This is a genomic window from Streptomyces sp. DSM 41931 (assembly GCF_050271085.1).
GTDB lineage: Bacteria > Actinomycetota > Actinomycetes > Streptomycetales > Streptomycetaceae > Streptomyces > Streptomyces albogriseolus.
In genome coordinates this window covers 5,442,738-5,467,896 of sequence record NZ_CP189902.1, presented here as the reverse complement: position 1 = coordinate 5,467,896, position 25,159 = coordinate 5,442,738, and the positions used below count along the sequence as shown (strand labels likewise).

Here is a 25,159-nt window from a genome sequence, read left to right as displayed (position 1 = left end):
GGCCACGGCGGGCACGGGAAGGGACGTCCTCACCGCAGCGCGGCCGTGGCCTCGTCGAGCACGATGCCCAGCGAACGGGTGCCGCGCCCCTTGGCCCACACCTCTGAGTTCACCTCGTGGACGTCACCGTTCCGCACCGCCGGAATCTTGCTCCAGAGCGGGTTCGCGGCGAGCTTCTCGGACAGCTTGCCCTCCGCGTCGCCGAAGCTCAGCGTCTCGACGAACAACACGTCGACGTCCTTGGCGAGGATCTCCTCGAGACTGTAACTGCCCTCCACGCCACGGGACTTCCACGGGTAGTCGGCGATCTTGGGGAACAGGCTGGCGGCCACGTCCCCTTCGGGCGTCGCGACGCCGAAGTTCTCGTCACTGCCGTAGATGATGAGCGCGGTCCTGTCACTCGGGGTCTTCTCGGCTGCGGCGAGCTTGACCCGGAAGGCCCTCTCCGCCCTCTCCCCCTGGGCGGTGCGGCCGGTGAGCGCCGCGGTGTCGCGCAGGTAGCCCACGCTGTCCTGCCACGTCTCGGGCTGCATGGCCCAGAACGTGGTCGCTCCCTTCAGCGCCGGGGCGAGCTTGCCGTGGGTGTCCCCGAGGCCGATGACGAGGTCGGGCTTGTGGGAGAGGATCGCCTCCACCTCCGGGGCGATGAAGCCGCCGGGGATGATGTCGACCTCCTTGGCCTTCTCCTCCCCCAGGAAGTCCGGGTGGGCGAGCACCGCGCTGTTGGTGGCGGTCGGGACGATGCCCAGTTCGGTCAGGATGTCGTCGCACAGGGCGAACAGGCAGACGATCCGCTCGGGCTTCTTCTCCAAGGAGACCTTGACGCCGTTGGTGTCGGTCAACTCCGTCGACGCCTTGATGGGTTCGACGGTCACCTCCGTCTTCGCCGCGGGCCTGGCCTTGTCGTTCGCGGACTCCTCGGAGGACGAGCCGCAGCCGACCAGGAGGGAACCCACCGCCGCTGCGGTGAGCCAGTTGCGGACGAATCTCGACGGTGAGCGCAGCATCGATGCCCTCGCTTCTTTCAGATACCGGGAACGCACTGAAGATACATGATAATCGTTTTCATCAAAACGCTTCTGGAGGACTCATGCCCGCTGCCACCCCCGTCCTGCTCGTCTCCGACCATGTGGCCGGAGCCGTACACCTGTTGACCGTTCCGGACGGTGCCGTCGCGGGACGTCTGACCGGCCGTCACCTCTCCGAGCACGCCGGTTTCCTGGCACTGCCGGGAGGGCGGGTGGCCTGCGTCGACGACCGTCGGGGCGAACTCCTGGTGCTCGATCCCTTCGCCGAGCAACTCGTGGAACGCACGGTCCCGGTCGCCGTGCCGGCCGAGCACCTCGCCTGTGACCCGTCCGGCCGCCGACTGGCCGTCACCACCGGCCTCGGCAAGAACAGCGAACCGTGGTCGGACCTGCTCACAGTCGTCGACCTGGCCACCGGGGAGGCCGCGCGCGTGCGCACCCGTGCCGGCGAACCGGGCGTGACGGTGCTGGGCGGGGGCGACCCGCTCGTCGTACTGCGGCACCGGGAACCCGGTGCGCTGGCCGTCCACCGGTTCGCGGACCTCCTCGGGGCGCCGCCGGGCTGCCCCCGGGTCGTCCCTCACGCCGTCCTGGCGTTGCCGGACGACGGGCACGGGGACGCGTACGTGCCGGGTCCGGAGCTGGTGTTCGCGGCCACGGGCCAGGGAGTGCACCGGGCCCGCAGGACGGGTGACGCGCTCACCACCGAGGCGGTCGTTCCGTGGGGATCGTCCGCGCGGGGCTGGTACCTGCGGTTCGACACCCGGCGGCAGGCCCTGTGGACCACGCTGCGCGGCGGCGACCCGGACCCGCTGCGCTGGCCGGAGTGGAGCAACCAGGCATGGCGCCACGAGCTGGGAACCGGCCGCACGCTGCTCACGGAACTCGGTCCCGGGCTCGTCTTCCGGCTGGCCCTCGCCCGGCGCCACACCGCCTTCTCCCGCATCCATCCCGACGGCGACGAGCTGATCCTGCTCGACGCCGACGGCGCCGCCCGCCGCTTTCCCCTGCCCGGTATGGACGGTGCCCCACGTCGTGGTGGCACCCCCTGGGAGGGCGTCCAGCGCCGAGCGGTGGCCGCCTCACCCGGCTCCGACTGGATCGCCGTCACCCGGGGCGGCCACGGCGAGGTGCACATCGTCGACGCGGAGACCGGCCAGGAGGCGGCACGTCCGCGACTGAGCACACCGCTGCATCACGGCGGCCACCTGGTACTGCGCGTCCGGAACGACGGTGCCGACGGTGACCCCGTGGGCCGCTGACGGGCCGTGTGGGCCGACGCGTCGCGGTGTGCCCTCGCCACCGCGGCTTCGGAACCGTTGTGGCGAGGGCACGTTGCGGGGGTCAGTGTCCGGCGACGACGCCCGACAGTTCGTTGGTGCTCTCCGGCAGGGTGACGGAGGCGGTCTTCTTCCCCGTCTCCAGGTCGACGGCGTGCAGGGCCTTCTTGCCGGGGTCGGAGACGTACGCGGTGTGGTCGCGGACGAACAGGGTGGGCCGGGCCTGCTGCCAGTCCAGCGGCTCCTGCCACTCGCCCACGACGGGGATCTTCCGCTCGATCCTGCCGGTGTCCTGGTCGATGACGTGGAGGGCGCCGTCGGTGCCGAGGACCAGGGCCTCGCCGTGCGGGCCGCGGGCCAGTGAGCGGAAGGAGTAACTGGTGCCCAGGTCCACCAGGCGCAGCTTCTTCGTCTCGGTGTCGATGAGGGAGACGCGGGTGGGCCGTTCCAGCTCGGCCTCGGGGTCGGTCTTGTAGTCGCCCAGGAGGACCGGTGAGGTGTCGCTGCCGGCCTGGTTGCCGATGCGGCCGTAGTCGTCGGGGGCGTCGATCTTGGTGAACGTGCCGTCCTTGTAGATCAGGATGCCGTCCTCGCAGCCGACGGCGACGGCTTCGTTCCTGGCTGCCGCCTCGCCGTGGACGCCGGGGCAGTTCTCGTTCCGTGCGATCTCCTTGTCGTTCTTGTCCAGCACCAGCGCGCCGGTGCGCTTCTCCTCGGTGCCCAGGGTGGTGAGGAGTTCGCCGTTGGCCAGTTCGATGGCGACACCGTGGTGCGCCTCGGCGGAGGTGTAGGTGCGGCCTTCCGGCTTCCTGCCGCTGCTCAGGTCGGCGGGGTCGAAGACGTTGACCTCTCCGGTGCCGTCGGTGAACAGCACGGTCCTGCCCGCGTGGCGTACGACGTGGCCGGGCTTGGCGCCCTTGTACTCGATGTCGGTGAGGGTCTGGCCGGTGGCGTTCAGGACGCGGAAGCCGTCGGCGGTGGACACGATGACATGGTCCTCGTCGCCCGCGGGGTTGACCCGGTTGAAGCCGGGGAGCTCGATGGTGCTGGCGAGCTTCAGGCTCTCCCCGTCCAGGATGTAGAGGCCGCCGTCGAAGGTGGCGACCAGCGGGTTCCTGACCGCTGCCGCGGGCGCGGCGCTCGCGGTCCCGCCGGCCTTGGCGTGGGCGTCGGCGGAGGAGGAGTCTCCCCCTCCACAGGCGGTCAGAACCGTGGAGGCCGCCAGGGCGAGCGCCGCTCCCATGAGGGCTCTGCCGCGTATCGACGTGTTCATCTGTGTGTTCCTTTCCGTGCCGCCCGGTGGCGGCGGTGGGGTGTGACGGCGCCGGCCCGTGTGCCGGCGGACAGGGGACGCCGCGGGTCAGGCGCCGGTCAGGCCGTCGACCATGGCGGTGGTGTTGGCGCGCATCATCCGCAGGTAGGTGTCGGCGCCCTCGCCCTTGGCGGTCAGCGATTCCGAGTGGAGTCCGACGACCCGGACCTGGCCGCCCGTTTCCGTGCGCAGTACCTCGGCGAGCCGTCCGGGCTGGGAGGAGTCGGCGAAGACGGTGCGTACGTCTGCCCTCTCCATGGCCTCGGTGAGTGAGCGGAGGTCCGAGGAACTGGGTGAGGCCAGCGTGGTGCCGCTGGGGACGACCGCGCCGATCACCCGGAGGCCGAAGCGGTCGGCGAGGTAGCCGAACACGTGGTGGTTGGTCACCAAGGCCCGCCTGCCCTCCGGAACGCGGGCGAAGGACTTCTCCATCCAGGCGGTGAGGTGTGTGAGGTGCCCGGCGTAGCGGTCGGCGTTGGCGCGTATCGCGTCGGCGTCCACTCCGTCGACGTGCTCGATGACCTGATCGGCTATCAGGGCGGTGACCTTGCGCACCCGGTCCGGGTCGGTCCAAAAGTGCGGGTCGGGCCGTCCCGCCTCGCCCTCGGGACCGCCGTCTTCGGCGGTACGGAAGGTGAGCGGGTCGGCCGCCTCGCCGGCCGCGAAGGTGGCGACGCCGGACTCACGGGCGGCGTCCACGTGCCGCAGTACGTTCTCCTCCAGGCCCAGGCCGTTGTGGACGACCAGGTCGGCCTGTTCCAGCTCGGCGGCCTGGACCGCCGAGAGGCCGAAGGAGTGCGGGTCGGCGCCCGGCTTCATCAGGACGGTGACGTCGGCTTCGTCACCGGCGATCTCCCGGGTGACGTCACCGAGGATGTCGGTGGTGACGACGATGTCGGGCCGGTCGTCGGCGGCGGTGCAGGCGGTGGCGGTGGCGGACACGGCGAGGGCCAGCAGGCCCAGGATCAGGCTGCGCAGACGTGCGAGGCCCACCCTCGCGCGCTGCCTGGCCTCGGTCCGGCTCATCGTCCGGTCTCCGCCATGAGGACCGGCTTGACGTCCAGGTCGAAGGAGCGGGCGATACGCAGGCCGTCGTTGTAGTCGATCTCGAACACCTTCTTGCCTTCCGGGTCGTTGACGTAGGCGCGGCTGCGGTCGACCTCGATGACGGGGGCGCTGCCGCCGGTGCCGGCTCGCTTTCCTCCGGTCAGGAGCGGCTTGGTCCGCGCGGTCCGCTCGCCGGTCGCGATGTCGTAGCCGTGCAGCGAGCCGTCGGTCTCCAGGACGAGCAACGGGGAGCCTTCTCCGGCCGTGTTGGCCGCGACGACCGGTCCGGTCTCCACCCGGGTCCAGGTCCGCTCCGCGACGTCGAGGACCCATACGGCGTCGTCTCCGGCCGGGGCGGTGAGGGTGTCGCCGCCGGGCCGGTGCCGGAAGGCGGTGGCCCGCTCCTTGGCCGGCACGTCCCGCCCGTAGGGGATCTCCTCGGCGGTGAAGGCGCCCCCCTGGGCCCGGACGAGCAGGGCGCCGCGGGCGCAGCCCAGGATCACGCCGCGCCGGGTGACGGCGTCCCCTCGCGGCTCCTCGCACTCCACGTTTGGGGAGGCGACGCGCTCGCCCTCACGGTCGAGGACGACGAGCCGGGGTGTGCCGCCCTCGTCCGCGAAAGCGAGCAGGTGCTCCTCGTACGGCACGACGGCGCCCGTGTAGATGCCCGGCAGCGTCCGCAAGGACTCGATCCTGCCCTGCTCCAGCTTCCTCCGGTCGTAGAGGACGGTGCGCCCACCCCCGTCTGTCACCGCGGTCACCGCGACGTCGCTGCGCACCTGTGCCCGGCTGTCCACGGGAAGCTCGCCGACGTCCCGTACGGCCGCGCCGTAGTAGTGGATGTGGTCCCCGTGGTCCACCATCCAGGCGCCGCTGTCGAGCACATGGGTGCCGCGGGAGGTGTGGAGGTAGCCGAACCTGCCGTCCGTTCCCAGCCGGACGGCGCCGGTCACCTGAGCGGTGCGGTGCACCGTGCCGGTGACGAGGTCGAGGACCCCGCTGTCTCCGCTGCCGGGGTCGTTCAGCAGGAGCCGGGACTGCTGCTCGGCGGCCTCCTGTGCTCCCTCGACGTACCCGTGCGGAGTGGCGGAGGGTGAACTCGCCCCGGGACTGGAGTTGTTGTCCTTGTCTCCCGCGCAGCTCGCGGCGAGCAGCGCGGTGAGCGCCAGCGCGGCCGAGGCCCAGGGAGTGACGATTCTGCGGACGGTCATGACGAGCGCCTCAGGCTTCTTTCAGTTGACTTCGAGTACGGGGGCGGGGGCGTGGCGCGCACGGCGGTTCCGCAGCCCGGACAGCACGTGCGAGAGGAAGAACAGGCCCACCGCGAGGGCCGCGACGGTCGCGCCCGCGGCGGTGCTCAGGTGCCAGGACAGAAGCAGTCCGCCGAACGTGGCGGTGGCGCCGAGCAGGGCGGCGAGTGCCATGACCCCGCGCACACCGCGGGCCCAGGGCAGAGCGGCCGCCGGCGGTGCGATGAGCAGTCCGAGGACGAGCAGCGTTCCCACGATGTGGAACGAGGCCACGATCGCCAGACCGAGCAGGCCGAGCAGCACGGCGTGAGCCAGGCGCGGCCGCAGGCCCAGGGTGTGGGCCTTGCGCTCGTCGAACGCCAGGGCCAGGAAGGCGCGATGGCCGAGGACCGACACCGCCAGCGCCGCGAGCGACGCCGCCGCGAGCACGAGGAGGTCCTGCTGCCGGACGGCGAGGACGTCACCGAAGAGAAAGCCGGTCAGGTCGACCGCGAAGGACTGGGAGCGCGAGACGATGATCACGCCGAGCGAGAGCATGCCCACGAACAGCAGCCCGATGCCGGTGTCCTGGGACAGCCTCGGCGCCCGGCCGAGCGCGGTGACGCCGGCTGTCATGACGGCGGCGCTGGCCACGGCCCCCACCATCACGTTCCCGCCGAGCAGCGCGGCCAGCGCGACCCCTGGCAGCAGCCCGTGGGACATGGCGTCACCGAGGAAGGCCATTCCCCTCAGCACCACCCAGGTGCCCGCCGGCGCGCAGATCGCGGACACGAGTATCCCGCCCCACAGGGCTCGTTGCACGAAGGTCGCCTCGAAGGGGGCCGTCAGCCATTCCATGGCGAGGACACTACAATGAAAATCATGTTCAAAAAACCACGGCCCTCGCCCGCCCCGCCCTCGGACCCGACCGCTCACCTCCACTTCTCCGGGCTGTGCGCCGGCTACCCGGGCCGCCCCGTGCTCCGTGAAATCAGCGCGCGGATACCGAAGTTGGCCTCGACGGTGCTCGTGGGACCCAACGGCAGCGGCAAGTCGACCCTGCTCGGGGTGCTCGCCGGTGTGATCCGTCCGACATCCGGCGATCTCCACCGCACCGGAGACCGGCCACCCGCGTTCGTGCCGCAACGCGGAGCCGTCGGCGACACCCTGCCGCTCACCGTCCGGCAGACCGTGGAGATGGGGCGCTGGGGTGACCGCGGACCGTGGCGCCGGCTGACCCGCCGGGACCACGCGACCGTGGACGCGGCGCTCGACCGGCTCGAGATCCGGGACCTCGCCTCACGCCAGCTGGGCGAGTTGTCGGGTGGACAGCGTCAACGCGCCCTCATCGCACAGGGATTGGCACAGGAGTCGGACCTTCTGCTCCTCGACGAGCCGACCACGGGGCTGGATCCGGAGGCGAGGGAGCGGATCGGGACACTGCTGACGGCCCTGGTCGCCGACGGCGTGACGGTCGTCCAGGCCACGCACGACCTGGAGGCCGCCCGCACCGCGGACGCATGCCTCCTGCTCCAGGACGGCCGCCTCGCCGGACAGGGGCATCCGGACCAGGTCCTCACCCCGTCGGCGCTGGCACAGCTCTGGCGAACGCTCTGAGGAGCACGGCAGCGTGGGACCACCCCACGGGCGCGGCAGGAGCGCACGAGCGTGCCGTCCGCGGCCGCCGTCATGTTGCGTTCAGGATCGCGTCGCCACCGCTTCGCGCACCTTCCGTAGCGTTCACGGCGTCCGCATTCCTACCGAGGAGCAACGTGAACGTCTTCGCTCTCAGTGGCCTGACCGCACTGGCCACCGCGTTCACCCTGACCGCCGGACCCACGGCTCCCGTGACCGTCACGGCCACCGTGGAGACCCCCGCGGTGTACGACGACGCGGCAGGAGGCAACGCCGACGCCGACGACCCGGCCGTGTGGGTCGACCCCCGGAATCCCGGCCGCAGCATCGTCATCGGCACGCTGAAGGAGGCCGGCCTCGACGTCCACCGACTCGACGGCCGCCGCCTCCAGCACATCGCCGCTCCCCCGGCCCCGCACGAGGACGCCGAGCCCGGCCGGTTCAACAACGTCGACATCGTCTACGGCTTCGAACTGGACGGCGAGAAGACGGACCTGGCCCTCGTCAGCGACCGGGGCCGCGACCGCGTCCGCGCCTACGCCATCGACCCGGTCGCCGTCGCGGCCGGCAGGCCGCCGCTGAAGGACGTCACCGCGGCCGGCGCCGCGCCGGTCTTCGCCGCCGACGAGACCGAGGTCGACGACCAGCGCACCGCCTACGGCCTGACGGCCTTCAGCGATGACGACGACGCCTACGTGGTCGTCTCCCGGCGTGAGGAGACCCGCCTGCGCCTGCTCCGGCTCAAGGACGACGACGGGCGCGTCGCCTACGCGACCGAGGACACCCTCGACCTCCCCTCCACCTTCACCCTGCCCGACGGCACCGACTGGTCCCCGTGCGCCGATCCCGGTGAGAACCCCCAGGTCGAGGGCATGGCCGTCGATCTGGAGGAGCACGTCCTGTACGCCGCCCAGGAGACGGTGGGCCTGTGGCGCATCGGCCTGGACGACGAGAAGTTCGAGGACCCCGAACTCATCGACCGCGTCCGCGAGTACGGCACGCCGTGGACGTACGACGCCGAGGAGGAGGAGTGCGCCCTCGACACGGACGACGACCCCGGCTTCGGCGGTGAGCACCTGAGTGCCGACGCGGAGGGCGTCACCGTCTACCACGCCGAGGACGGCACCGGATACGTCCTCGCCTCCAGCCAGGGCGACGACACCTTCGCCGTATACGCACGCGAGGGGGACAACGACTACCTCGGCTCGTTCGCCGTGACCGACGGCGCCACCGACGGCGTGCAGCACTCCGACGGCTCCACCGTCGTCAACGTGCCCCTCGGCCGCGCCTTCCCCAAGGGGCTGCTGGTCACGCACGACGGCGAGGACACCCCGGCCGACGGCGACCGTGAGGGCACCGGCTTCAAGTTCGTCCGCTGGGACGCCGTCGCCGGCGCCTTCCCCCAGCCGCTCACGGTCGACACCGACTCCTTCGACCCCCGCGACGCGGACTGACCGGTCGAGAGCGGCGTCACACCCACGGCAGGACGCCGCACCGTGTGGGCCCGGACGCCGTCGTGGCGTCCGGGCCCCGAGCTTTCACCACCATCCGCCCCGGACGCCTGCCGGGCTGTGGCTCAGGCGTCGATGATGACGGGGATGATGAGGGGCTTGCGGCGGTGGGTGCGGAACGCCCAGTTCGCCACGGCGCGGGCGATGAGCTGTTCGAGTTGGCGCGCGTCCCCGACGCCTTCCTCGGCCGCGGTGGCCAGGGTCTTCTCGATGACGGGGACGACCGGTTCGAAGGTGGCGTCGTCGTGGACGAAGCCGCGGGCCAGGAAGTCGGGGGGCTCGGCGAGGGCGCCGGTGTCCGCGTCGACGATCGCCACCACCGTGACGACGCCTTCCTCCGCGAGGGTGAGGCGGTCCTTGAGGGACGCTTCGGTGGCGCCACCGACCTCCATGCCGTCCACGTAGACGTTGCCCGCGGGGACCTTGCCGGTGATGGACACACGCCCGTCGACGAGGTCGACGACGACGCCGTCCTCGGCGATGACGACCCGGTCGGGGTCGACGCCGGTACGGATGGCGAGGTCGCCGTTGGCCCGCAGGTGGCGCCATTCGCCGTGCACCGGCATGACGTTGCGGGGCTTGACGATGTTGTAGCAGTAGACGAGTTCGCCGGCGCTGGCGTGCCCGGAGACGTGCACCTTGGCGTTGCCCTTGTGGACCACGTGGGCGCCCCACCGGGTGAGTCCGTTGATCACCCGGTAGATGGCGTTCTCGTTCCCGGGGATGAGGGAGCTGGCGAGCAGGACGGTGTCGCCCTTGCCGATGCGGATCATGTGGTCGCGGTTGGCCATCCGCGACAGCGCGGCCATCGGTTCGCCCTGGGAGCCGGTGCACACCAGAGTGACCTTGTGGTCCGGGAGCTTCTCCAGCTCCTTCGTGCTCACGACCAGACCGGAGGGAACCTTCAGATAGCCCAGATCACGGGCGATGCCCATGTTGCGGACCATGGACCGGCCGACGAAGGCGACCTTGCGGCCGTACTGGTGGGCGGCGTCCAGGACCTGCTGGATGCGGTGCACATGGCTGGCGAAGCTGGAGACGATGACCCGGCGCGGCGCGGTGCGCATCACCTGCTCGATCGCCGGGTTCAGCTCACGCTCGGAGGTGGTGAAGCCGGGCACTTCGGCGTTGGTGGAGTCGGTGAGGAACAGGTCCACGCCCTCCTCGCCGAGGCGGGCGAAGGCGCGCAGATCGGTGATGCGGTCGTCGAGGGGGAACTGGTCCATCTTGAAGTCGCCGGTGTGCAGCACCATCCCGGCCCGGGTGCGGATCGCGACCGCGAGGCTGTCGGGAATGGAGTGGTTGACCGCCACGAACTCGCAGTCGAAGGGGCCAAAACCACGCCGGTCACCCTCCCTCACCCGGACCGCGCGCGGCCGGATGCCGTGCTCCTTGAGCTTGGCCTCCAGGAACGCCAGCGTCAGCTTGGAGCCGACGACGGGGATGTCCCTCCGCTCCCGCAGCAGATAGGGCACGCCGCCGATGTGGTCCTCGTGGCCGTGCGTGAGGACGACGGCGACGACATCGTCCAGCCGGTCCCGGATCGAGGTGAAGTCCGGCAGGATCACATCCACGCCGGGCTGGGTCTCCTCGGGGAACAGCACGCCGCAGTCGACGATGAGCAGCTTGCCTGCGTGCTCGAAGACGGTCATGTTGCGGCCGATTTCGCCCAAGCCGCCCAGGGCGACGACCCGCAGCCCCCCTTCGGGAAGGGGCGGGGCGGCTTTCAGCTCGGGGTGCGGATGACTCATGCCCTGACGGTACCCGGAGAGTGGGGCGGGTTGATCCATTGCCTGGGTGATCTCTTCGTCCGGACGCGGCGGGGCAGGCCCCACCGGCACGCTGTGGGGCCTGACGTCGCGGAAGCCCGCTCTCCCGACCTGCGGTCGGGCAAGCGTCCTTATGCCGCCGTACCGGCGGTGGACTGCCCGCGCACGGGCGCGCGGCGGGCCGCCGGGACGGGGCGGCGCCGGCCGCGTGAGGCGGCGCCGCGCTTCTTGGGGCGTTCGGCCGCCGGTGCGGTGATGACGACCGGGATGCCGGAGGGGGCCTGGGCTCCGGTGATGCGGTGCAGGGCCTCTTCGCCGGTGCGGATCTGGGTGGTCCGGGGGACGATGCCGGCCGCTGCCATGAGGCGCGTCATGCCGCGGCGCTGGTGGGGGGGGACCAGGGTGACGACACTGCCGGACTCTCCCGCGCGGGCGGTGCGGCCGCCGCGGTGGAGGTAGTCCTTGTGGTCGGTCGGCGGGTCGACGTTGACGACGAGGTCGAGGTGGTCGACATGGATGCCGCGCGCCGCGACATTGGTCGCCACCAGCACGTTGACGTGTCCGGTCTTGAACTGCGCCAGCGTGCGGGTGCGCTGCGGCTGCGACTTTCCGCCGTGCAGGGCGGCGGCCCGTACCCCGCTGTTCAAAAGGTGCTCGGTGAGGTTGTCGACGGCGTGCTTGGTGTCGAGGAACATGATCACCCGGCCGTCCCGTGCGGCGATCTGGGTGGTGGCCATGTGCTTGTCGGCGCCGTGAACATGGAGCACGTGGTGGTGCATCGTCGTGACCGCGCCGGCCGAGGGGTCGACGGAGTGCACGACGGGGTCGGTCAGGTAGCGGCGCACGAGCAGGTCGACGTTGCGGTCGAGGGTGGCGGAGAACAGCATGCGCTGGCCTTCGGGGCGGACCTGGTCGAGAAGGTCGGTGACCTGCGGCATGAAGCCCATGTCGGCCATCTGGTCGGCCTCGTCGAGGACGGTGACGGAAACCTGGTTCAGTCGGCAGTCGCCACGGTCGATGAGGTCCTTGAGGCGTCCCGGCGTGGCGACGACGACCTCGGCGCCGCCGCGCAGCGCGCTCGCCTGCCTGCCGATGGGCATGCCGCCCACCACCGTGGCCAGCCTCAGCTTCACGGAGCGGGCGTACGGGGCGAGCGCGTCGGTGACCTGCTGCGCCAGCTCACGCGTGGGTACGAGGATCAGCCCCAGCGGCTGCCTCGGCTCGGCGCGCTGCCCGGCCGTACGGGCCAGCAGCGCCAGCCCGAAGGCCAGGGTCTTCCCGGAACCGGTGCGGCCACGGCCCAGTACATCCCGGCCGGCGAGGGAATTCGGCAGGGTCGCGGCCTGGATCGGGAAGGGCACGGTCACGCCTTGCGAGCCCAGTGCGCCCAGCAGTGCCCCAGGCATGTCGAGATCGGCGAAGCCCTCCACGGGGGGAAGTGCGGGAGTGATCGTCCTGGGCAGCGCGAACTCCCCCTGGACTGCGGCGGGCCGGCGGCCGTGACCGCCGGAACGGCTCGGCCCGCCGGAGCGGCTCCTGCCCGACGAGCCGAATCGGCTGTCGCCCCTTCCGGAGTCGGCACTGCCGTTACGGGTGCGGGCGGAGCGGTCGTTCGTGCGTGTGCGGTTCATGCGGAACCTTCCTCGATGCGGCACATATCAAGGAATTCCCGCAGCGATGAGCAGCACAAAGAATTGCAAGAATGAACCTGGTGACAAGCGAAAGCGGATGTGACCGACGGAAAATCCGTGCGGGCACAGGCGCTGGAATGAGTGGCGCGGAGCGTCCCAGAAGGACGCTCCGTATGCGATAGGTCTACGGGCGCAAAATGGCGAGCAGCTGGGGCCCGCGCCCCGAAGGACGCGGGCCCCAGCTGCACGTGTGCGACAGTCGGCGTCAGGCGGGAACGATGTTCTCGGCCGTCGGGCCCTTCTGGCCCTGCGCGATGTCGAAGGTCACCTTCTGGCCCTCCAGCAGCTCACGGAAGCCCTGGGCGGCGATGTTCGAGTAGTGGGCGAACACGTCCGCGCCGCCACCGTCCTGCTCGATGAAGCCGAAGCCCTTTTCCGAGTTGAACCACTTCACGGTACCGGAAGCCATGCTATTTCTCCTTCTGGGGGCAGTACATCGGAGTCCGCACGTCACGGACTCCGTGTCGCCGCGATGATCACCCCGTCCGGAAAAACCGGATAACAAGGCGCTTCCAGTGGCACAGATGCCGCCCGGTGAGCACTTGAATTTTTGGGAACCACAACTGCAACTGACACCGACAGTAGCACGCCGCAGCGGCCTGAGTACGGTGAAGAACCCCACTCCACGTAATGCGGCAGAAAATCTGTCCGCTTACTCCGTTGAAATCTCAGCTCGCGGGCACAGATATTGACCCAGCCGGAGCGCCTATCAGGCCGGTGGCGCGTACCGGGCCGCCCTCACCTGGGGGGAACGGGCGCGGAGAGGGGACTGATCCGGTTCACGGCCGAGCCGGTCCGGCGGGTGGTGCGGGGCCGGTGGAGAGGACGTGGTCGACGGCGGCGTTGAGCGTCTCGGTCTCGGCGATGAGGACGGATTCGCCGCTGGGCAGGGCGCGTTCGACCGAGAGCCCGTTGAGGACGGTGAGAAGGAACCTGAGGTTGCGGGTGTGCTGCCCCGGGGACACAGCGCCTTCCTCCTCGAGCACGGTCAGCCAGTGTTCGACCCGGCGCTCCGCCTCCCGCTCGAAGCGGAGGTATGCGGCACGTACCTCTTCGGTCGGCTCGGGTTCGATGAAGGCCCGGTACACCGTGCCCCATGCGGTCCGCGCGTCCTCCCTGGTGCCGAGCGGTGCGAGGACCTGCCGCAGACAGTTCAGCAGCCGCTCGCGGGGCGGCAGCGTCCGGTCCCGGATCGCATCGCCGGGCAGCAGGTGCTCGTAGATCCGCGCGAGCAAGCTGTCCTGGAGGGCGCGCTGGGTGGGGAAGTGGAACCTCAGTGAGCCGACGCTCACTCCCGCGCGCGCGGCGACCGCGCGCACGCTCAGCTTCGCCGCCACGTCCTCGGCGAGCATCTCCGCGGCGGCCTGGAGGATCTTCTCGCGCGTGTCCATACCCGCTCTCCTTCGCTTCTCCCGGTTCCACCCACTCTACTAGCACGGCGTACTAGTACAGTGTGCTAGCGTTCTGCTAACACGCTGTACTAGTGGGGGTGCGGCTGAGGCGCGAAGGGGTGGACGGGGCATGGCGTGGAAGCAGTGGGCGGCGTCGAAGCGCCTCAAGCCGGGAGACGGCAGGGAACTGCAGCGGTTCCGCTGGTGGCAGCTCCCCCTGCGCTCGCTGTTCTGGCTACGGCTTCCCGGCGCCGACGGTGACGCACGCCTGTACGCCGTCGACGTACGGCACTGGGCGCGGTGGGACACCAGCAGGATCCGGGCGCATCTGTTCCTGGACGGCAGGCACGTGGCCGAGTCGAAGCTGCCCGCGGTCTTCCCGGTCGACGGGGGTGTCATCGAGGTGGCGATGAGCGACTACGGCGTCAAGCGCTGCCACTACCGCCCCCGGGACGGGCAGCCGCGTCAGCTCACGCCCGACCCGGCGTCGGCGGAGGGACGGCGGGCGCGTTTCGGTGTCCGCCATCCGGGGCTGAGCCGGGCGATCGGCATCGGATCGGTGCTGCTGCTCGTCATCGGCGTGGGCCTGAACCTGGTGCAGCTCGCCGAACCCCTCTCCCGCATTCCTCCCGTCATGCAGCGGGTCGGAACGTTCGAATCGCCGGTACACCTGCCGATCTGGCTGAACGTCGCACTGGGGCTCGGGGCCGTTCTGGCCAGCATGGAGCGCTCGCTCCGCCTGCGGTACTCCCCGCTGCTCGACGCGGCCGGGCGCTGACCCTGCGAAGCGAGAAGGCACGACCGACGCCGGCCCTTCTCGGCCGGCGCGCGTACGACGAAAGGGAAGATCATCATGATCCGGTCGAGGTCAAGGCGCACCGCCCGGTACGGGGCGGCGCTCGCCGCGGCCCTCGTCGTCCTGACCGGGTGCTCGTCCGGTGCCTCGGGGCCTCGCAGCACGTCCGCGGCGGAGGCATCGGTCCCGGCTCCCTCCCCGGACCCGCTCACATGGAGCACCTGCGGGAAGAACCTCGAGTGCGCCACGATCAAGGTGCCGCAGGAGTACACCGAGCCCGACGGCAGGCAGATCCCGCTCGCGGTCATGCGGCACCGGGCCACGGATCCCGGCCGCCGCATCGGCAGCCTGGTCTTCAACCCGGGTGGACCCGGAGTCTCCGCCACCGGGACACTGCGCGATCTGCCCAGGACAGCGGGCACTCCTGGTGCCTTCTCGCCCGCGGTCCTCGCCCGGTTCGACATCGTCGCGATGGACCCGCGCGGCGTCGGCCGATCGCAGGCAGTCCGCTGCCTGACCGACGAGCAGCGGGCCGAGGCCGCCGGCACCGGCTTCGACCCGGCCGTCCCCGGGGGCAAACCCCTGCCGCGGCTGCTGACCGATGCCGCCGCGTTCACGAACGGCTGCGTCAAGCACCGGAGCAAGGAGTTCCTGGCCAGCCTGTCCACCGACAACGTGGCCCGCGACCTCGACCAGGTCCGCTCCGCCCTCGGCGAGGACACGATCACGTACTACGGCCTGTCCTACGGCACCGTGGTCGGACCGATGTACGCCACCCTGTTCCCCGACCGGGTCCGCCAGATGGTGCTCGACGCGCCCGTCGACACCAACCAGTGGTTCGGCAACCCCCTCCCCTTCCAGCACGAGGTCGCCGTGGCGAGCGAACGGACGCTCGACGCCTGGTTCGAGACCTGCCGCGCCGAAGGGACCGCGGTGTGCCCGTTCGGAGCGGGAGACCCCCAGGGGGCGTTCGACACACTGACCGACACGCTGGCGGCGAAGCCGCTGAAGGTCGCACCCGTCAAGGGGGTCACGCCGGGCGGTGAACTCGACGGCGCCATGGCCCTGGAGGCCACCCGGGCCCTGGCCGGCGACCAGAACACCTGGCCACTGCTGACGTCGGCCCTGCTGGCCGCGCAGGACGGCAACGGCGCACCCCTGTACACCCTGTGGAACAGCGTCACGGTGTCCCCCTTCCCCGTCCCCACCGCGATGTTCGAAACCCACACCGCGGTGCGCTGCGCCGACTGGCAGACCCCCGCCGGCATCGCCGCGCACAAGGCAGCAGCCGCCAAGGCCGTCACCGAGGCCAAGCGGATCGGGACCCGGGCCGCCTACTCCGCCCTGAACTGCGCCCGGTGGCCCGCGCCGGACAAGGACCGCGTCACCAAGCCGCTCACAGCCGCCGGTTCGCCGACCGCACTGGTGGTCGCGGGCCGACTGGACCCGGTCACCCCGCACCACTGGGCCGAGACCATGACCCGCACCCTGGACTCCGCGGTCCTGCTCACACGTGAAGGAGTCGGACACGGCTCCTACGGCATCAACACGTGTGTCGACAGCGCGGTCGACGCCGCCCTCATCCACGGCGCCCACCCCGCCGACGGCACCGTGTGCGAGACGGACACGCCCGCCACCACCCGCCCCCTCGTCCCCGGGAACCGTTGAACCGCAGCCGGTCCTCACCCGCGCGGAAGGGAGTTGCGGGAGCAGTAGAGTGAGCAGGAAGCGAGGGAGGAGCAGTGAGAACGCCGCGCGTACTGCCAAGCCTGGACGAGGTCGACATCGGCGATCATGTCTGCCACCTGTTGGGGCGTAGCGACGACGTCATCGGCCGCAGCCGGGCTTTCGTCGCGGACGGTGCGCTGCACGGCGACAAGGTCGTGATCGTCGGCCCCGCCCCGCGGACGGAGAGCGAGTTCGCACCGCTCGTACTCGACCCCGCGCGGTTGCAGGGTTCCCTTCTTGCCGCAGTGCGTCGGGAGGCGGCCACGGCGGACCGGGAGGGGTTCCGCTCCCTTCGCGTGCTGCACCATGTCGTGCCCGGCCCGGGCGCGGACCCGAGCGAGGAGTGGCTGCGCAGCGAGCTCGATCTCGAGGAGTTCGCCGCCGACACCGGAGCCATGGTGGTCTGCGCCTACAGCGGCGCCGACTGGGACCTGCCGGCTCTGCAGCAGATCACGTGTGTGCATCCTCATCATGTGGGCAGCCGACCGGTCTCCCCCGCTTTCCGGGTGTACCGAACCGAGCAGGAAGGCTGGGCGGTGACAGGGACCGTCGACAGTGACGGCGCGGTGGCCTTCGGCTCCATTCTGTGCACCCTCCTCGCTCACACGCCGACGGTGCGTCTGCGCTGCCAGACCGTGGAGTTCTTCGATGCCGCCGGGATGAGAGCGCTGGCCGATGCCGCCAGACACCTTCCGGATCGGAAGATAGTCCTGGAAGGCACCAACGAGACCGTGCGGCTCGCCTGGAAGCTCTCCGGCTTCGCGGTCCCCGACGTTCCGGTGGTGATGGCGCCGTGACCTCCTCTTCGCCCACTCCCCTCGGAAGCAGCGGATACCGGCACGAGCTGTATCCGTACTCGGGCAGCGATGAATTCGTCGCGGGCGCTGTCGGTTTCATCCAGGAAGCGCTCGACAGTGACGAGGCCGTCGTCGTGGCCGTGCCGCAGGAGAAGGCGTCGTTGCTGCGTGCCCAGGTCCGCGAGGGGGACACCGTGCGCTATGTCGACACCAGTCGGGTGGCGCGCCATCCGGGACGGCTCATCGCTGCCTGGCAGGAATGGATCAAGGAGCGCGTCTCTGAGGGGCGGCCCGTCCGCGGGATCGGCGAATCCCCCTGGGACCAGGTGCGCAGTGCTGCCGAGGCCATGGAACTGCGCTATCACGAGTGGCTGCTCAACAAGGCCTTCGCCCAGGGCCCGGCCTGGTGGCTGCTGTGCCCCTACGACGTCGCACGCGACGACGCCGCACTGACCCAGATGGCACGCTGCCACCCCGAGATTCGCAGGGACGGCCGGACGGTGCTGTCCGAGGACTACGACGCGCGGGCGCCGTACGAGTTCGCTGCCCTCACCGACCCCTGCGACCCGTACGACGAGTTCCTCTACACGAGCGGCGACCTGCCCGCCCTCCGGGAGAAGATCGCCGCCTGCGCCGAGCAGCACGGCCTGACCGGTCGGCGTCTGCGCGAGCTGCATCTTGCCGCGACGGAGGTGGCCACCAACAGCATCCGTCACGGCGGCGGACACGGCGTGCTGCGCACGTGGAGCGAGGAGCGACGGCTCGTCTGCGAGTTCCGCGACGCCGGCTACCTGGAGGACCCGCTGGCCGGACGTACGATGCCGACCGCGCGGCAGGTGGGTGGCCGCGGGCTGTGGCTCGTCCACCAGCTCTGCGATCTCGTCGAGATCCGGTCCACGCCGCATGACGGGACCACGATCCGCCTGCACACCGAGCTGCCCGGGTAGGCCCGCCGACGGCGCCCATGGGTCTGCTCGACGATGCGGTGCTCGACGGCACGCGTGACCGAGGGCGCCCGGGGTAAACGCGGGGGCGGCGAACGGAAAGGCGCCGGGGCACGGGTATGAACGATCGGGACGGGAGTCGGTTCTCCATGCTGAGGGTGCGGGTACATCAAGCGGACACGACGGTCGTCCGGTTGCCGAGCGAGGTCGACCACGCGAACGCCTCCGACATCGGCGCCCGGTGCGAGGACCTGATCGAGGAGGGCTGCACCACCCTCGTCCTCGACGCCTCCGACGTGCAGTACCTCGACTCCTCGGGCGTCAGCATGATCGTCGCGCTGTCCAGCGTGCTCGACAGCCGTGCCGGCGCCCTGCGCCTCGCCGCCCTCAGCGACCACTACCAGCAGGTGTGGGGCCTCCTCGGCCTCGACACGCTCCTCCCCGTCTTCCCCACCGTGCACGCCGCTCTCGACGGGCGCGTCACAGGCGCCTGTGCCGATACCGTGGAGTCACTCGACCCCGCCTGAGAACACGGACCCGGACGAACGGCAAGCGGGCCGGCCCCCGTTCGACCTCGCGGCGGTGCAGCGAGGTTCGTCGAGCTCCTCCGCTCTCAGCACCCGGCTCAACCGGGGGGTGCGGTCCTCGGCGCCCCGCCTGGCCCCACCGTGCGCAACTTCGGGGGTCGGTCCACGGCCTTGTAGGGGACCGTGGGCGCCGCCGACGCGTCCGTGCGCCGCGCGGGTGCTTTCCGAGGCGACGGAGTCAGCCGCCCGGTCACTGTCCGCCCTTCCCCCGTCCACCGAAGAGCTCAGTCACCAGCCGGCGGGCGTATGCGGCGTCGAGCCCGGCCGGACGGAAGAGGATGCGGTACATCATGGGAGCGACGATGCGGTCCATGACCGTTTCGACGTCGGGACCGTGCTCCCCCCGGTCGTCGGCCCGGGCGAGTATGACGTTGATCTGTTCGGCCGCGTAGGCCGAGCACTGGCCGGCGTTGTCGCCGTCCGGGTCGCCGAGCAGGGCGTCGCGGATGTAGGCGCGGCCCGAGGCGGACGTCATTTCGTCGAGGAACTGTTCGGCCCACGCCGTCAGGTCGGACCGCAGGTCGCCGTGGTCCTCCGGCGCGGTGTCGGGTCGCAGCCGCTCCACCGCGACGTCCGAGAGCAGTTCCTGCAGGGTGCCCCAGCGTCGGTAGATGGTCGACGGGGTGACTCCGGCGCGCTGGGCGACCAGGGGGACGGTCAGAGCCTCGCGGCCCCTCTCCTCCAGGAGTTCCCGTACGGCGGTGTGCACCGACGCCTGGACGCGTGCGCTGCGCCCGCCGGGGCGAACCCTTTGCCTGGTGCTCATCCGACCAGCCTAAAGCACAGTCCTTGCGTTAGCGTTTCCCTCTGCCCCGGGCAGCGCATGCCCTTCGGTGGCACCGTCGTCCTGTCGACCCCCACGCGCTCCGGCACCCGCGGGTGACGCCGCCACCGCCTCCGCGGCACAGGGCGAGCGCCTGCCCGACGGCCGGGGCGGGGTCCTCGCCGCTCTCATCGTGGCGGGCATCCGGTCCTGATCCCGCCGGAGCCGAGCGGTGGGGCGGCCGGGCCGGAAATCTTCGGCCCGGCCCCTACCGCCCTCAGGTGACGGGTGCGAGCGACCGGGCGGGCTGGGTCCGCTCGTAGGCGTGGCCCACCCGCAGCAGCGTCCGCTCGGCGAAGGGCCGCCCGAGCAACTGCATGCCGATGGGCATGCCTGCCGTGTCCCGGCCGACCGGGACGGAGAGCGCGGGCACGCCTGTGATGTTGGCCGGGGAGGAGAGGCGCACGTAGGCGTCGGAGACGCTCTCGACCGTGCCGTCGGGCCAGGTGACGGTCTCCTGACCGGACGGGACCGCGGCCATCGGCACCGCAGGAGCGGCGATCACGTCGACTTCCTCCAGGATGCGGGCCCATGCGTCGCGCATCAGCGTCCGGGCGCGCTGCGCCCGCAGGTGGTCGCCCGCGCCCATCAGCTCGCCGGCCTCCAGGAGGATCCGGACATCCGCCTGGTACAGCTCGGGGACGGCACGCAGGGTGGCCTGGTGGTAGGCGGTGGCTTCCGGCACCATCAGGCCCCACTGGACGGCCTGGATGTAGCGGGTCATCGGTATGCCGATATCGATGAGCCGGGCGCCGAGGGCCTCCAGCTGCGCGATGGCGTGGCGGACGGCGGCCGCGACGTCCGCGTCGACGTGTTCGAAGTAGTAGGTGCGAGGCACGCCGACGCGCACTCCCGTCAGATCCGGTTCGGGGCCCGGCCGGTAGTCGACGCCGGGGACGGCCACCGAGGCGGGGTCGCGGGGGTCGTGCCCGGCGATGGCGGTCAGGACCAGGGCCGCGTCGTCGACGGTGCGGGTGATCGGGCCGACGTGGTCGAGCGACCAGGACAGCGACGTGACGCCGTGACGGGGCACGAGTCCGTACGTCGGCTTGAGTCCGACCACCCCGTTCAGGGTGGCGGGCACCCGGATCGATCCGCCGGTGTCGGTGCCGAGGGCGAATGTCGCCGCGCCGGAGGCCACGGCGACGGCGGAGCCGCCGCTGGAGCCACCGGCGATCCTCCCTCGGTCCCAGGCGTTGTTGGTCTGCGGGGTGGTCAGCCCGTAGGCGAACTCGTGGGTGTGCGTCTTGCCGATCAGAATCGCGCCGGCCGCACGCAGACTCGCGGCGACCGTGCTGTCGGAGGCCGCGCGGTGACCGGCCCGGGTCCTGGAGCTTGCCGTGGTGGACACGCCGACCACATCGATCACGTCCTTGATTCCTACCGGGATCCCGTGCAGCGGGCCCCGGTAGGAGCCCTGGGCGGCTTCGCGCTCGGCCTCGCGGGCGGTCCGACGGGCGTGATCAGCGGAAACCGCGACGTAGGCCGCAACGTGCGGCTCCACCTTCTCGATGCGGTCGAGGACCGAGTCGACCAGCTCGACGGGGGACAGCCGTCGCTCCCGGATCTCCCGCGCGGCGGCGGCGAGGGACAACTCATACGGCTGCATCGTGCTTCCCCTCTTGCGCACGGAAGGCACCGGCGGGCGGGGTGTCACCGAAGTCCAGCTCGCGCAGGGCCGCGACGACGGAGTGGATGTGGTTGGCGGTGACCGTGACCGCCGCGTGGCGGTCATCGGGCAGCGGAAGCCCGGCGCGGGCGGCCCAGCGGGCGGCCTCGGACGGTGTGAGTTCGGCGGAGGACACGGATTCTCCCTGGTCGGGGTGGTGCGACGAGGCACACCAAGCCAAAAGCTAAAGATTTGCTTTAGCGCGACTGTAGAATCTACCCTCCCTTAAGGCAAACGAGTTGCTTTAAGGGAGGTTCCATGTCCGACGTCGTGTCCGGCCCAGGTGCGCACTGCCCTGTCAGGGACAGCCGCGCCCAAGGGAAGACCCGTGCCGCCTCTTTCGGTCTGGACGCGTCCGTACTCGTGGCCCTCCTGGCGGCATCCAGTGCCCCGACACCGCTGTACCCCCTCTATCAGGACCATTGGGGCCTCTCGGCGCTCGCCGTCACGGTGGTCTTCGGCGCCTACTCCCTGGCACTGCTGTCGGCCCTTCTCACCACCGGCACGCTCTCCGACCATCTGGGACGGCGTCCCGTCCTGGCAGGCGCCCTGGGCGCGCAGGCCGTCGCCATGGTCCTCCTCGCCTCGGCGGACGGCGCGGGCACCCTGACAGCGGCCCGCCTTCTGCAAGGAGTGGCCACCGGCGTGGCCACCAGCGCCGCGGGCGCGGCTCTCCTCGACCTGGAGAACCCGCGGCGTCCCGGTCGGTCCGCCCTGACCAACACCATCGCCCCGGTCGCCGGCATGGCCGCGGGCGTCCTCGCCTCCACCCTCCTCGTCCGCTTCGCCCCCTCCCCCACGGTCACCGTCCACGCACTGCTGGCGGCACTGTTCGCCGCCCAGGCGATCGCCGTCACCTTCACCACGGAGACAGCCGGCCGCCGGGCAGGCGCGCTCCGATCGCTGCGCCCGCGGCTCGGTGTACCGCCCGCGGTGCGCCGCACCCTGCTGACCACCGGCACCGCGATCGTCGCGGTCTGGGCACTGGGCGGCTTCTACTCCTCCCTCGGGCCGGCCCTCGTGCGTCTGGTGGCCCCCGACGCCCCACAGGCAACCCTCGGCACGGTCTTCTTCACCCTCAGCGCCGCAGCCGCACTCACCATGTGGGTTCTGCGCCGCACCGATCCCCTCACCACCGCGATCGGCGGATGCACGGTCGTCCTGCCCGCCGCGGTCCTGACCCTGAGCGGTCTGCACGGCGTCGGACTGCCGGCCGTTCAGGGCGGCGCGGCTCTCGCCGGAGCAGCCTTCGGGGCCGTCTCCCAAGGGGTGCTTCGCATGCTCCTCGCCTCGCTCGACGAGCGGGACCGCGCCGCGACACTGGCCGCCTACTACGTTCTGAGCCACCTCTCCATGAGCCTGCCCGCCGTCGCGGCGGGGGCCGCCACCCAGCACTACGGGCTCAGGACCACCTCGCACGCCTACGCCGTCATCGCCGCACTCCTCGCTGCGGCCGCCCTCACAGCCCTCGCCGTGTCACGAACCCGGACAGGGGCCTGCGGCAGCCCGCGCCACCGGCCTCTCCGCTGAAGAGCAAAGGAAAAGACAGACCATGCAGACGTCCTCGGCCGCCCCCATCCCCTCCTGGGCGGTGGGCGACATCACCGTCCACCGCATCGACGAGACACCGCTGCCGCCCGCGACCGGGCCCTGGCTGCTGCCCGACGCCACTCCTCAGGTGGTGGCCGGCCAGGACTGGCTGCGCCCCCACTTCGCCGGCGCTGACGGCATCCTCCACATCGACAGCCACAGTTTCGCGTGCGTCGTGGACGGGCTGCGCGTACTCGTCGACACCGGCATCGGCAACGGCAAGGAACGGGCCAACCCGGCCTGGCACGACCTGCGCACCGACTTCCCCGAGCGTCTGGCCGCCGCCGGCTTCCCGCCCGACTCCGTCGACCTGGTGGTCCTCACCCACCTGCACGCCGACCACGTCGGCTGGAACACCCGGAAGGCGGACGGCGAGTGGGTTCCCACGTTCCCCGCGGCGCGCTACCTCACCGCACGCGCCGAAAGGGAGTTCTGGGCCGCGTACGACATGGAGGAGGCACGCCGTCAGATGTTCCGCGACTCGGTGATCCCGGTCGAGCAGGCCGGTCTGCTCGACCTGGTCGACGTCCCGGCCGAGGGCGTGCGGATCACTCCGGGCCTGCGTCTGGTCCCCACCCCCGGCCACACCCCCGGCCATGTCGCGGTGGAACTGACCAGTCAGGGTGAGACAGCGCTGATCACCGGTGACTGCATTCACCACCCGGTCCAACTCGCCCACCCCGCCATCGGCGCCTGCGTGGACATCGACCCACAGCAGTCCGAGACCACCCGCGGTGAACTGCTCGCCTCCCTCGCGGGCACGGACACCCTCCTCCTCGGCACCCACTTCGCCCCGCCCACAGCCGGCCGTGTCGTCGCGCACGGGGGCACCTACCGGCTACGGCCCGTTCCGGCGACCTGACCTTGCAGGCCGACCGGGTCGCCGGGGCCCTCGGCCGCTTCATCGGTCTCGGCCTGTGGGCTATGCGGGTTGGACCGGAACGACGCCCGAGTGGTCCCGGTCGGGTGATCGGCGTACGTGGATCTGCCCCACGGACCACAGCGGGCCCGGCCCGTCCGGGGTAGGCTCACTGACCTACTGTCAGAGCGAAGACCGCGTGCCACAGACGCGGGGCCGGGCCGTCCGAGCCGGATCGGGCATGTGACCTGCGGCTTCACTGTGTTGCCCCGGTCCGGAAGTGGCTCCGGCCCGTCACCGGTTCATGGCGGGCTTGACCGAGCACTCCGCTTGGCGGAGGGGCGGCCCCTCCCGGTACCGCTACCGCGGAGGAGTCAACGGTCTGCGCTGCAGCGGAGCGATCAGGCCCCGCATGCAGGCAAGGACCCGACTCCCGCGGGTTCGCTCGCCCACAACCTGGCATCAGCAAGGTCCCCCACCCATGACCACACCAACGACCAACCTGGTTAGCAATCATGGCAAGCACCGTTGCAGTACTAGACCTCCGGCCGGATCTTGCTGCCGATGTGGGCAAGGCGGATCGTCCGTTCCTCCCGGACCAAACGGAAGTGGATGCGGCCGGCGCCCGGGGTGAACCGGGCGTGCAGGTCGAATGTGTGTGTCTCGCCGTTCACATCGGTGAAGCGGCACACGCGCTTGCGGGTCTCGCCCTCCGGGGTGACCTTGGTCCGCCACTCGGGCTCGGCCATGGTTGCTGGATCCCACGCGGCGACGGCTTCCTCCAGTCGCTCCAGAGCCCGCCGCACGGGTACCACCCACTGCGGGTCCAGGCTGCGGAGCTGGCCCTCGACGCGCTGCAGGAAAGTGAGGTGTGGATAGAGGTCGGACCGGCTGTCCCAGATCCGCGAGCCGGTGGTGACGCCCTCGCTGCGCCCCGCCCGAAGCCAGTCCCGGTACCTATCGAGATGTGGCTCCGCAGACAAATGACGGACATCGACGGCGTCCTGCCGCATCTCCAGCCTGTCGTCGTCCTCGACGAGTTCGCTTCGCTCCAGAGTGACGCGATCGGCCTGCCATTGCCGGGCCACCGCAAGGCTGACCGCGATGCCGTCCATGAAGTGCGCGGCGCCCAGGCCGAGGACGACCTCGCCATCGTGGCGGTATTCCAGATGATCGGCGGCATCATCCGCAGAGAAGACGCTCCGCACGGGCGAGCGGCCCTGTAACGCCCGCAGGCGCTGCCAGAGAGCGCGGTTGCGTGGACTGGCCGCGATCCACTTGTTGACGGGATAGCCCTCGGCGATGTTAAGCGACTTGACGTCCACCTCGCTCACCAGTGCCGTGCTCGACCCTCCTTCGGCCGCGGCGGCACGGACGACGGCCACAAAGTCGGCCATCGCCCGCTCGGCCCGCGCCGGGTCGCAGGCCGCCCCCCAGGACTTCTCGTTCAGAAACAACAGTGGCACGCCTTCT

The 25,159-nt window shown here is 71.0% G+C and carries 23 protein-coding genes; 10 read left to right on the top strand and 13 right to left on the bottom strand.

What is annotated here, in order from left to right:
* Nucleotides 1-29: 29 nt before the first annotated feature.
* Nucleotides 30-1,007 carry an ABC transporter substrate-binding protein gene (locus tag ACP7TJ_RS25230; RefSeq protein ID WP_427765537.1) on the bottom strand — a complete coding sequence of 326 codons (978 nt, stop codon included), beginning with the start codon at nucleotides 1,005-1,007 and terminating at the stop codon, nucleotides 30-32.
* An 83-nt stretch (nucleotides 1,008-1,090) separates the two neighbouring features.
* Between ACP7TJ_RS25230 and ACP7TJ_RS25225 the strand changes: the two genes are divergently transcribed.
* Nucleotides 1,091-2,290: a hypothetical protein gene (locus ACP7TJ_RS25225; RefSeq protein WP_427765534.1), complete on the top strand. Its 1,200-nt coding sequence runs from the start codon at nucleotides 1,091-1,093 to the stop codon at nucleotides 2,288-2,290.
* Between the two features lie 82 nt (nucleotides 2,291-2,372).
* Here ACP7TJ_RS25225 and aztD read toward each other — a convergent pair whose 3' ends face one another.
* From aztD to aztB, 4 genes are all read right to left on the bottom strand, one after another.
* Nucleotides 2,373-3,581 (bottom strand): zinc metallochaperone AztD, encoded by a 1,209-nt coding sequence (aztD, locus tag ACP7TJ_RS25220; protein WP_427765531.1) that lies wholly within the window; start codon nucleotides 3,579-3,581, stop codon nucleotides 2,373-2,375.
* An 87-nt stretch (nucleotides 3,582-3,668) separates the two neighbouring features.
* Nucleotides 3,669-4,646 carry a zinc ABC transporter substrate-binding protein AztC gene (aztC, locus tag ACP7TJ_RS25215; protein ID WP_427765528.1) on the bottom strand — a complete coding sequence of 326 codons (978 nt, stop codon included), beginning with the start codon at nucleotides 4,644-4,646 and terminating at the stop codon, nucleotides 3,669-3,671.
* On the bottom strand, nucleotides 4,643-5,878 hold the full coding sequence (locus ACP7TJ_RS25210; RefSeq protein WP_380875201.1) for a hypothetical protein: 1,236 nt from the start codon (nucleotides 5,876-5,878) through the stop codon (nucleotides 4,643-4,645). Before ACP7TJ_RS25210 ends, aztC begins: the two co-directional genes overlap by 4 nt.
* Before the next feature lie 21 nt (nucleotides 5,879-5,899).
* Nucleotides 5,900-6,754, bottom strand: coding sequence for a zinc ABC transporter permease AztB (gene aztB / locus ACP7TJ_RS25205; protein ID WP_093766424.1), 855 nt, complete (start codon nucleotides 6,752-6,754; stop codon nucleotides 5,900-5,902).
* A gap of 15 nt (nucleotides 6,755-6,769) precedes the next feature.
* On the opposite strand from aztB, the gene aztA reads away from it, so the two are divergent.
* Nucleotides 6,770-7,513 (top strand): zinc ABC transporter ATP-binding protein AztA, encoded by a 744-nt coding sequence (gene aztA, locus ACP7TJ_RS25200; protein WP_427765523.1) that lies wholly within the window; start codon nucleotides 6,770-6,772, stop codon nucleotides 7,511-7,513.
* Nucleotides 7,514-7,668: 155 nt separating this feature from the next.
* Complete coding sequence (locus ACP7TJ_RS25195) at nucleotides 7,669-8,985, top strand: phytase (RefSeq protein WP_427765520.1); 1,317 nt, start codon at nucleotides 7,669-7,671, stop codon at nucleotides 8,983-8,985.
* 122 nt (nucleotides 8,986-9,107) lie between these two features.
* Here ACP7TJ_RS25195 and ACP7TJ_RS25190 read toward each other — a convergent pair whose 3' ends face one another.
* From ACP7TJ_RS25190 to ACP7TJ_RS25175, 4 genes are all read right to left on the bottom strand, one after another.
* The gene (locus tag ACP7TJ_RS25190; RefSeq protein ID WP_093766426.1) at nucleotides 9,108-10,793 is read right to left on the bottom strand and encodes a ribonuclease J; all 1,686 of its coding nucleotides are present in this window, start codon (nucleotides 10,791-10,793) and stop codon (nucleotides 9,108-9,110) included.
* Nucleotides 10,794-10,942: 149 nt separating this feature from the next.
* The gene (locus ACP7TJ_RS25185; protein WP_427765516.1) at nucleotides 10,943-12,442 is read right to left on the bottom strand and encodes a DEAD/DEAH box helicase; all 1,500 of its coding nucleotides are present in this window, start codon (nucleotides 12,440-12,442) and stop codon (nucleotides 10,943-10,945) included.
* A 265-nt stretch (nucleotides 12,443-12,707) separates the two neighbouring features.
* Nucleotides 12,708-12,911 (bottom strand): cold-shock protein, encoded by a 204-nt coding sequence (locus tag ACP7TJ_RS25180; RefSeq protein WP_093766428.1) that lies wholly within the window; start codon nucleotides 12,909-12,911, stop codon nucleotides 12,708-12,710.
* Between the two features lie 370 nt (nucleotides 12,912-13,281).
* Nucleotides 13,282-13,893, bottom strand: coding sequence for a TetR/AcrR family transcriptional regulator (locus tag ACP7TJ_RS25175; RefSeq protein WP_427765513.1), 612 nt, complete (start codon nucleotides 13,891-13,893; stop codon nucleotides 13,282-13,284).
* A 130-nt stretch (nucleotides 13,894-14,023) separates the two neighbouring features.
* On the opposite strand from ACP7TJ_RS25175, the gene ACP7TJ_RS25170 reads away from it, so the two are divergent.
* The 5 genes from ACP7TJ_RS25170 (at nucleotide 14,024) to ACP7TJ_RS25150 (ending at nucleotide 18,685) form a co-directional block, all read left to right on the top strand.
* Nucleotides 14,024-14,671: a hypothetical protein gene (locus ACP7TJ_RS25170; protein ID WP_167743686.1), complete on the top strand. Its 648-nt coding sequence runs from the start codon at nucleotides 14,024-14,026 to the stop codon at nucleotides 14,669-14,671.
* 75 nt (nucleotides 14,672-14,746) lie between these two features.
* Nucleotides 14,747-16,357: an alpha/beta hydrolase gene (locus tag ACP7TJ_RS25165; protein ID WP_427765510.1), complete on the top strand. Its 1,611-nt coding sequence runs from the start codon at nucleotides 14,747-14,749 to the stop codon at nucleotides 16,355-16,357.
* A gap of 74 nt (nucleotides 16,358-16,431) precedes the next feature.
* Nucleotides 16,432-17,214: an MEDS domain-containing protein gene (locus ACP7TJ_RS25160; RefSeq protein WP_427765507.1), complete on the top strand. Its 783-nt coding sequence runs from the start codon at nucleotides 16,432-16,434 to the stop codon at nucleotides 17,212-17,214.
* Nucleotides 17,211-18,161: an anti-sigma factor RsbA family regulatory protein gene (locus ACP7TJ_RS25155; RefSeq protein ID WP_427765505.1), complete on the top strand. Its 951-nt coding sequence runs from the start codon at nucleotides 17,211-17,213 to the stop codon at nucleotides 18,159-18,161. The genes ACP7TJ_RS25160 and ACP7TJ_RS25155 overlap by 4 nt, the downstream gene beginning before the upstream one ends.
* Before the next feature lie 116 nt (nucleotides 18,162-18,277).
* Nucleotides 18,278-18,685, top strand: coding sequence for an STAS domain-containing protein (locus ACP7TJ_RS25150; protein WP_308438471.1), 408 nt, complete (start codon nucleotides 18,278-18,280; stop codon nucleotides 18,683-18,685).
* Nucleotides 18,686-18,935: 250 nt separating this feature from the next.
* Here the strand turns inward: ACP7TJ_RS25150 and ACP7TJ_RS25145 are convergent, their stop codons facing one another.
* The 3 genes from ACP7TJ_RS25145 to ACP7TJ_RS25135 all read right to left on the bottom strand — a co-directional run bounded on the left by ACP7TJ_RS25145 (nucleotide 18,936) and on the right by ACP7TJ_RS25135 (nucleotide 21,373).
* Complete coding sequence (locus ACP7TJ_RS25145; protein ID WP_189910672.1) at nucleotides 18,936-19,511, bottom strand: TetR/AcrR family transcriptional regulator; 576 nt, start codon at nucleotides 19,509-19,511, stop codon at nucleotides 18,936-18,938.
* Nucleotides 19,512-19,785: 274 nt separating this feature from the next.
* Nucleotides 19,786-21,177, bottom strand: coding sequence for an amidase (locus tag ACP7TJ_RS25140; RefSeq protein WP_380875225.1), 1,392 nt, complete (start codon nucleotides 21,175-21,177; stop codon nucleotides 19,786-19,788).
* On the bottom strand, nucleotides 21,164-21,373 hold the full coding sequence (locus ACP7TJ_RS25135; protein WP_427765501.1) for a hypothetical protein: 210 nt from the start codon (nucleotides 21,371-21,373) through the stop codon (nucleotides 21,164-21,166). The genes ACP7TJ_RS25140 and ACP7TJ_RS25135 overlap by 14 nt, the downstream gene beginning before the upstream one ends.
* A 122-nt stretch (nucleotides 21,374-21,495) precedes the next feature.
* On the opposite strand from ACP7TJ_RS25135, the gene ACP7TJ_RS25130 reads away from it, so the two are divergent.
* Both ACP7TJ_RS25130 and ACP7TJ_RS25125 read left to right on the top strand, forming a co-directional pair.
* Entirely contained in the window at nucleotides 21,496-22,767 is a 1,272-nt protein-coding gene (locus ACP7TJ_RS25130; protein ID WP_427765498.1) for an MFS transporter, read from the top strand.
* 22 nt (nucleotides 22,768-22,789) lie between these two features.
* On the top strand, nucleotides 22,790-23,689 hold the full coding sequence (locus ACP7TJ_RS25125; RefSeq protein ID WP_427765495.1) for an MBL fold metallo-hydrolase: 900 nt from the start codon (nucleotides 22,790-22,792) through the stop codon (nucleotides 23,687-23,689).
* Nucleotides 23,690-24,222: 533 nt separating this feature from the next.
* On the opposite strand, the gene ACP7TJ_RS25120 is transcribed toward ACP7TJ_RS25125, so the two are convergent.
* Nucleotides 24,223-25,143, bottom strand: a complete 921-nt coding sequence (locus ACP7TJ_RS25120) for a hypothetical protein (protein ID WP_401628389.1) — start codon at nucleotides 25,141-25,143, stop codon at nucleotides 24,223-24,225.
* Nucleotides 25,144-25,159 lie beyond the last annotated feature (16 nt).

Bases quoted from the DNA above. Each gene is read 5' to 3' on its own strand.
- ACP7TJ_RS25165 (WP_427765510.1), top strand. From the start codon at position 14,747: ATGATCCGGTCGAGGTCAAGGCGCACCGCCCGGTACGGGGCGGCGCTC.
- ACP7TJ_RS25185 (WP_427765516.1), bottom strand. From the start codon at position 12,442: ATGAACCGCACACGCACGAACGACCGCTCCGCCCGCACCCGTAACGGC.
- ACP7TJ_RS25130 (WP_427765498.1), top strand. From the start codon at position 21,496: ATGTCCGACGTCGTGTCCGGCCCAGGTGCGCACTGCCCTGTCAGGGAC.
- ACP7TJ_RS25230 (WP_427765537.1), bottom strand. From the start codon at position 1,007: ATGCTGCGCTCACCGTCGAGATTCGTCCGCAACTGGCTCACCGCAGCG.
- ACP7TJ_RS25140 (WP_380875225.1), bottom strand. From the start codon at position 21,177: ATGCAGCCGTATGAGTTGTCCCTCGCCGCCGCCGCGCGGGAGATCCGG.
- ACP7TJ_RS25145 (WP_189910672.1), bottom strand. From the start codon at position 19,511: ATGAGCACCAGGCAAAGGGTTCGCCCCGGCGGGCGCAGCGCACGCGTC.
- ACP7TJ_RS25125 (WP_427765495.1), top strand. From the start codon at position 22,790: ATGCAGACGTCCTCGGCCGCCCCCATCCCCTCCTGGGCGGTGGGCGAC.
- ACP7TJ_RS25150 (WP_308438471.1), top strand. From the start codon at position 18,278: ATGAACGATCGGGACGGGAGTCGGTTCTCCATGCTGAGGGTGCGGGTA.
- ACP7TJ_RS25225 (WP_427765534.1), top strand. From the start codon at position 1,091: ATGCCCGCTGCCACCCCCGTCCTGCTCGTCTCCGACCATGTGGCCGGA.
- ACP7TJ_RS25190 (WP_093766426.1), bottom strand. From the start codon at position 10,793: ATGAGTCATCCGCACCCCGAGCTGAAAGCCGCCCCGCCCCTTCCCGAA.
- aztB (WP_093766424.1), bottom strand. From the start codon at position 6,754: ATGGAATGGCTGACGGCCCCCTTCGAGGCGACCTTCGTGCAACGAGCC.
- ACP7TJ_RS25170 (WP_167743686.1), top strand. From the start codon at position 14,024: ATGGCGTGGAAGCAGTGGGCGGCGTCGAAGCGCCTCAAGCCGGGAGAC.
- ACP7TJ_RS25210 (WP_380875201.1), bottom strand. From the start codon at position 5,878: ATGACCGTCCGCAGAATCGTCACTCCCTGGGCCTCGGCCGCGCTGGCG.
- aztA (WP_427765523.1), top strand. From the start codon at position 6,770: ATGAAAATCATGTTCAAAAAACCACGGCCCTCGCCCGCCCCGCCCTCG.
- ACP7TJ_RS25180 (WP_093766428.1), bottom strand. From the start codon at position 12,911: ATGGCTTCCGGTACCGTGAAGTGGTTCAACTCGGAAAAGGGCTTCGGC.
- aztD (WP_427765531.1), bottom strand. From the start codon at position 3,581: ATGAACACGTCGATACGCGGCAGAGCCCTCATGGGAGCGGCGCTCGCC.
- ACP7TJ_RS25175 (WP_427765513.1), bottom strand. From the start codon at position 13,893: ATGGACACGCGCGAGAAGATCCTCCAGGCCGCCGCGGAGATGCTCGCC.
- aztC (WP_427765528.1), bottom strand. From the start codon at position 4,646: ATGAGCCGGACCGAGGCCAGGCAGCGCGCGAGGGTGGGCCTCGCACGT.